9 protein-coding genes are annotated in these 5,213 nt (G+C 55.3%); 5 read left to right on the forward strand and 4 right to left on the reverse strand.

Going from position 1 to position 5,213, the window contains the following annotated elements; genetic code table 11:
• A partial coding sequence (locus tag AC3B8H_RS18350; RefSeq protein WP_488442981.1) for a Kae1-like domain-containing protein occupies positions 1-467 on the forward strand: 467 nt, incomplete at its 5' end.
• Positions 468-478: 11 nt separating this feature from the next.
• On the opposite strand, the gene plsY is transcribed toward AC3B8H_RS18350, so the two are convergent.
• Entirely contained in the window at positions 479-1,051 is a 573-nt protein-coding gene (plsY, locus tag AC3B8H_RS18355; RefSeq protein ID WP_488442982.1) for a glycerol-3-phosphate 1-O-acyltransferase PlsY, read from the reverse strand.
• Between the two features lie 89 nt (positions 1,052-1,140).
• On the opposite strand from plsY, the gene folB reads away from it, so the two are divergent.
• Together folB and folK are read left to right on the forward strand one after the other, a co-directional pair.
• Positions 1,141-1,494 carry a dihydroneopterin aldolase gene (gene folB / locus AC3B8H_RS18360; RefSeq protein ID WP_488442983.1) on the forward strand — a complete coding sequence of 118 codons (354 nt, stop codon included), beginning with the start codon at positions 1,141-1,143 and terminating at the stop codon, positions 1,492-1,494.
• 3 nt (positions 1,495-1,497) lie between these two features.
• Entirely contained in the window at positions 1,498-1,989 is a 492-nt protein-coding gene (gene folK / locus AC3B8H_RS18365) for a 2-amino-4-hydroxy-6-hydroxymethyldihydropteridine diphosphokinase (RefSeq protein WP_488442984.1), read from the forward strand.
• A 2-nt stretch (positions 1,990-1,991) separates the two neighbouring features.
• Here folK and AC3B8H_RS18370 read toward each other — a convergent pair whose 3' ends face one another.
• Together AC3B8H_RS18370 and AC3B8H_RS18375 are read right to left on the reverse strand one after the other, a co-directional pair.
• The gene (locus tag AC3B8H_RS18370) at positions 1,992-2,717 is read right to left on the reverse strand and encodes a pteridine reductase (protein ID WP_488442985.1); all 726 of its coding nucleotides are present in this window, start codon (positions 2,715-2,717) and stop codon (positions 1,992-1,994) included.
• A gap of 7 nt (positions 2,718-2,724) precedes the next feature.
• Positions 2,725-3,012, reverse strand: a complete 288-nt coding sequence (locus AC3B8H_RS18375) for a hypothetical protein (RefSeq protein WP_488442986.1) — start codon at positions 3,010-3,012, stop codon at positions 2,725-2,727.
• A 179-nt stretch (positions 3,013-3,191) separates the two neighbouring features.
• On the opposite strand from AC3B8H_RS18375, the gene AC3B8H_RS18380 reads away from it, so the two are divergent.
• Positions 3,192-3,602, forward strand: a complete 411-nt coding sequence (locus AC3B8H_RS18380; RefSeq protein WP_488442987.1) for a hypothetical protein — start codon at positions 3,192-3,194, stop codon at positions 3,600-3,602.
• Between the two features lie 60 nt (positions 3,603-3,662).
• Here the strand turns inward: AC3B8H_RS18380 and AC3B8H_RS18385 are convergent, their stop codons facing one another.
• A complete protein-coding gene (locus tag AC3B8H_RS18385; protein ID WP_488442988.1) occupies positions 3,663-4,007 on the reverse strand; it encodes a DUF2782 domain-containing protein in 345 nt (114 codons plus the stop codon).
• Between the two features lie 379 nt (positions 4,008-4,386).
• On the opposite strand from AC3B8H_RS18385, the gene AC3B8H_RS18390 reads away from it, so the two are divergent.
• Positions 4,387-5,213 (forward strand): calcium-binding protein (locus tag AC3B8H_RS18390; RefSeq protein ID WP_488442989.1); only part of this gene is annotated, 827 nt, incomplete at its 3' end.

A 5,213-nucleotide genomic window follows, 5' to 3' on the forward strand; every position in this document is an offset into this window, starting at 1 on the left:
AATTGGCCGAACTGGCGACCTTTGGCGGGGAGCGTTTCAAATTCCCGAGACCGATGACGGATCGCCCCGGCCTGGACTTTAGTTTTAGCGGCCTCAAAACCTTCACATTGAATGCGCTCACCGCCACCGAGCAAACCGAGCAAGACAAGGCCGATATCGCCCACGCGTTTCAGCAGGCCGTAGCCGAAACCTTGCAAATCAAATGTCGGCGAGCATTGCAGCAAACCGGTCTAAAAACTCTGGTCGTCGCGGGCGGCGTCAGCGCAAACCACGTGATTCGCGCTCAATTGCAAGCACTAACCACCCAAACCGGCTGCCGGATATTTTTCCCAAGACCGGAGTTTTGTACCGATAACGGCGCCATGATTGCTTACGCGGGCTGCCAACGCCTATTGGCGGGGCAGCACCAAAACCTGGAGATTTTCGCCAGACCGCGCTGGCCTATGGAAGAACTGCTAACGATCTAAAGCCATTGTCCTCAGGATTCCCGACCATCCAGCAAGCGCTGAATATTACCGCGATGCCGCCAAAGCAAGACAGCGGAAATCAATGCGAAAGTGACGATCAAATACGCATCGCCAACGATCAGCCAAACGTAGAACGGCGTCAACACGGCGGCCACCAATGCCGACAACGACGAAATCTTGCCGATTTTATAAACCAACAACCAAGTGCCTGAAACCGCTAATCCCAACAACCACGCCACGCCCAAGGTCACCCCCAGTGAAGTAGCTACCCCTTTTCCGCCCTTGAATCCGAAAAAGACCGGATACAAGTGACCGAGAAACGCCGCGAAGACCACCGCCGACAAGACCAAGGTATCGACGCCGAGCGCCTTGGCGATCAGCACCGGAATCAAGCCTTTCAAGGCGTCGCCGGCCAGGGTAATCGCCGCGGCCTTCTTGCCGCCTATCCGCATCACATTGGTAGCACCGGGATTGCCCGATCCGTTCTCCCTCGGGTCCGCCAAGCCCATCAATTTGCAAACTATAATCGCGCTGGACACCGAACCGGTCAGATAAGCAAAAGGCACCAGCAACCATTCCATCATTCAAACAACCTCGTCTCGATACTTGTGTAGGCCGGCCGGATACTCGATACTGGCCGCTTTGAAGAAAATATCATAACCGGAAAGCAACGATGGACATCATCTTTTTAGGCGGTCTTGAGATCGATACATTGATCGGGATTTACGAATGGGAGCGAAAAATCAAGCAAAAAGTGGTGCTCGATATCGAGATGGGCTTCGACATCCGCCCCGCCGCCGCCAGCGACGACATCGCCCACGCCTTGGACTACAAAACCGTCTCAGACCGCGTGGTCGCCTTCGTCGAAAATAGCGAATTTTTCCTCGTGGAAACCTTGATCGAAGAAATTGCAAAACTGCTGCGCAGCGAATTCCCCATTCCCTGGGTACGCATCACGCTAAACAAAAAAGGCGCGATCAGCCGGGCGCGTGACGTCGGGATCGTAATAGAACGAGGCCAGAGATAAACCATGCCGACCGGATACATCAGCATTGGCAGCAATATCGACAAGGAAGTCCACATCCCGTCCAGCTTAAGGGCACTGCAAGCCCAGTTTGGCGACCTGACGGTCTCCAGCATTTACGAATCTGAACCGGTCGGTTTCAGCGGCGATAGCTTTTACAATCTGGTCGCCAGCTTCGAGTCCGACCTTCCGGCTAAAGCGGTGGCAAAACTACTGCGCCAAATTGAACTGGATCACGGCCGCAGCCGCGACAGCCAAAAGTTCTCGGCCAGAACACTGGATCTGGATTTGATTTTATACGGCAACGAAATCATCAGCGACGGTCGCCTGCGGATTCCGCGAGACGAAATAGAACGCTACGCTTTCGTGCTGGAACCCTTGGCCGAGATCGCCGCAAATGAAACCCACCCGGTTTGCGGACGCCGTTTCGGCGAATTGTGGGACGCTTTCGACAAGACATCGGTCAGCCAAGCCAAACTTGGCCCGGCGCGCTACTGAATTTAGCGATTCAAACCGCGGCCGCCGTCCACGGCCAGAACCTGACCGGTCACATAGCCCGCGCTCAGCAAATACTGAACCGCCTCGGCAATATCCGCCGGATCGCCACGGCGCCCCAATGCAATGCGTCGGAGAATTTCAGCCTGGTCTATTTCGGATTCGGCTTGCTCCGGCCATAAAATCGCACCTGGCGCAACCGCATTAACCCTGACGTCCGGCGCCAACTCCTTGGCCAGACAGCGCGTCATCGCCACCAACCCGGCCTTGGCAATACTGTAGACCGAATAGCCTGGCAGACCCGTTTCGGCATGTATATCGACAATATTGACAATGCAGCCGCGCCGGACTTTCAAACCCGCCGCGAGCGACTGGCACAAAAAATAGGGCGCTTTCAGGTTTGCAGCCATCAACTCGTCCCAATCGCTTTCGGCAACCCGTCCGAACGGCGTCGAAAAAAATGCCGAAGCATTATTCACCAGCGCATCGACACCACCCAAATCGGCGACGAACTTGGTCAGTTTGCCGCGCTGATCCGCCTCCGCCAAATCAGCCTTGACGGTGAGAACCGAACCCGGCCGAACTTCGTTCAACGTCTTAGCAAGCTCCAACGCGGCGGCTTCCGACCGATGATAATGCAGCACGACATTCCAACCGGCTTCGTGCAGGAAACTCGCGCAGGCAGCACCGATACGGCGAGCCGCGCCGGTAATTAAAACGGTTTTCGGCACCGATAAATTACTTATCGACCGTCGACAAACTGGCGATCAGCTTACCGCGAATCAAATAGCAGACAGCCAGCGAACACAGCACCGGCAATTGCGTTAGTAGAAACTCGACCACCGAATGCTTGGGCACCATTCCCGCCAACGGCACCACTATCAACATTTTCGACAACCACCATGTCAGCCAGTAGCCGATCAAGCCGATAATCGGCCAGTTCAACAAAGGGCCGCCGTGATTCTTCGCGGCCAGGTAAAACCAAATTAACGTCAAAATTCCGCACAACTTCGCCAAAAACAGCATATCCCCCTCCACTTGTTATTGTTATGGATTAGCAATTCGTTCGAACCCGCTCCCAATGTAATCAAAAGCAATCCTGGATTCAATGCCGAGCCAATCAACCTTGCTGAACCGAACTTCAATCTTTCAGGCTTCGGACTTATAATCAAGCTAACCGACAATAAGAACATGAGGCGACACCCATGCGCATCCCCGCACTACTCACCAGCCTATTGCTGACCAGCATCACCCTGCCGGCCTGGTCACAATCCACGGAAAGCCATGGCGGGCATGGTGGCGGCGCGGCCGGCGGCGGCGACAACTGCATCAAGGCAAAAATCACCCGTTATCACCCCGAACATTTGGCAACGGTGGCGCCCGGCTCGGAGTTTTCGTTCGCGGTTTCGGGCAGCAACGGCCCGAGTCACATCCATGTCAGCATTCGGCAACAACCGGTCGCCATCCAAGTCGAGGACAAGGACACCTTCTATTGGGTCAAGGGCCATCTTCCCGCCGACCTGAAAAATGCGGCGGTCCGCATTTCGGTCACCGCCAAGGCCAAGTCCAGCAAGTGCGACGCGGAAGGCGGCTGGCTGCTAAAGGTAAGCGAATAGCACCGCTTTCGCGCCGTCGCCGATGGAGGGAATCCGGTCCGCCATCGGCCAACCCAACCCTCAATCCCATTCGAATAATATCCACTGATTGACGTTGGTATTCTTATCCAGATCGTTTTTCTTCACGTCCATTTCACCGTCGCCGTTGGTATCCAGCATGTAGTAAGGCGGTCCGACATCGGGCTGGACCTTAATCATGACCAATTTGCCGTTGCGACGATACTCGTGAATCATATCCCTACCCTTGCGGGTAATCGTAATATCCGGCGCCATTTCCTCGCCCGACTGTATCGGCATCGGCAATTCGGGTGGCTCCGGCACTGGCGCCAATTCTTCCGGCGCGGGTTCCGCCAGGGCAGGCCCCGACGCGAACAAAAAAAGGATCAAGCGAAATAACTGGCGCATTGGAGCCTCTGAAATTTTCGGTGAGCTACCATGATAAACTATTTCGCTACCGCCGCATCGCGAAGCGCTTTGCTCAAGACATCATCGTTAAATTGTGCTCGCGCATTACCTCGGAGCGTAGGCCAGCGCAGACAAAGTAAATCCGATGCCAATGCGTCGGTCTGCTTCGAAATGCAGTGTTGCGATGACCATAAAAATTTTGTGGCGTTGCCTTGCAAAAAAAAAAAGCGAATCTATACTGCCTGCACAGTTGTTTCGCTAGGAATGTTAAAAGCGCACTCTCGGAACCACGACTGAGGTAGGCTGTTGACGGCGGCAACGTAAGTTTGACTTAACCCACGCGATAGCTTTAATTAATAAAAATTCTAGGGGCGAACGAATGTCTTCAAATTACGATAACGATCAGACCACCAGTGCATTGACCGAACTGCAGGATTCCGGCCAGGTAGACGGGGCTTTTTTAACCGCTCTGGATAGAGAGCGCGGCGATACGTTGAGCGTCATTGTCGATCCGACATCCAATCTGGTGGATCAAATTCCATCCGGTTCCGACGTGGTTTGGATTCAAGACGGCGGCGACTTCAGTTTGGACGGCTTGAGCCGCTCAGTGATTCGAGACATCAACGCCCTCATCTTCTCGACGGAGACAAGCGCGACGGTCGATCTATCCAGCCTGTTCAGAGGTTCGGTGATATTCGGGGCCGGCGACGACTCGCTAACCTTCGGAGGCCGCGCGGGCTTAAACATTTTTGGCGGCGACGGCAACGACTCCGTCATTGGCGGCACCGGCAGTGACACCGTCAAGGGCGGTACCGGCGAAGACAGCATCGGCAGCGGGAACGGCAAGGACATTATCGACGCCGGCGACGGCAACGATACCGTCGATAGCGGCACCGGCAACGACAGCATTCTCTGCGGAGCGGGCAACGACAACATCACCGCCGGCACCGGCAACGACACGATCGTCACCGGCACCGGTGACGATACAATCGTCGCCGGCGCCGGTAAAGACCGGATATTCGGCGGTATCGGCGACAATTATCTGGATGGCGGCATCGGCAACGACATCATCATAGGCGGCTCCGGCAACGACACCATCTTGGGCAGCAGCGGCAATGACAACTTTAGCGGCGGCGGCGGCGATAACGTATTGAGCGGCGGCGACGGCAACGACAGTATCACCGGCGGCACCGGCAACGATACGAT

This window comes from Methylomonas sp. BG-2, from assembly GCF_057766305.1.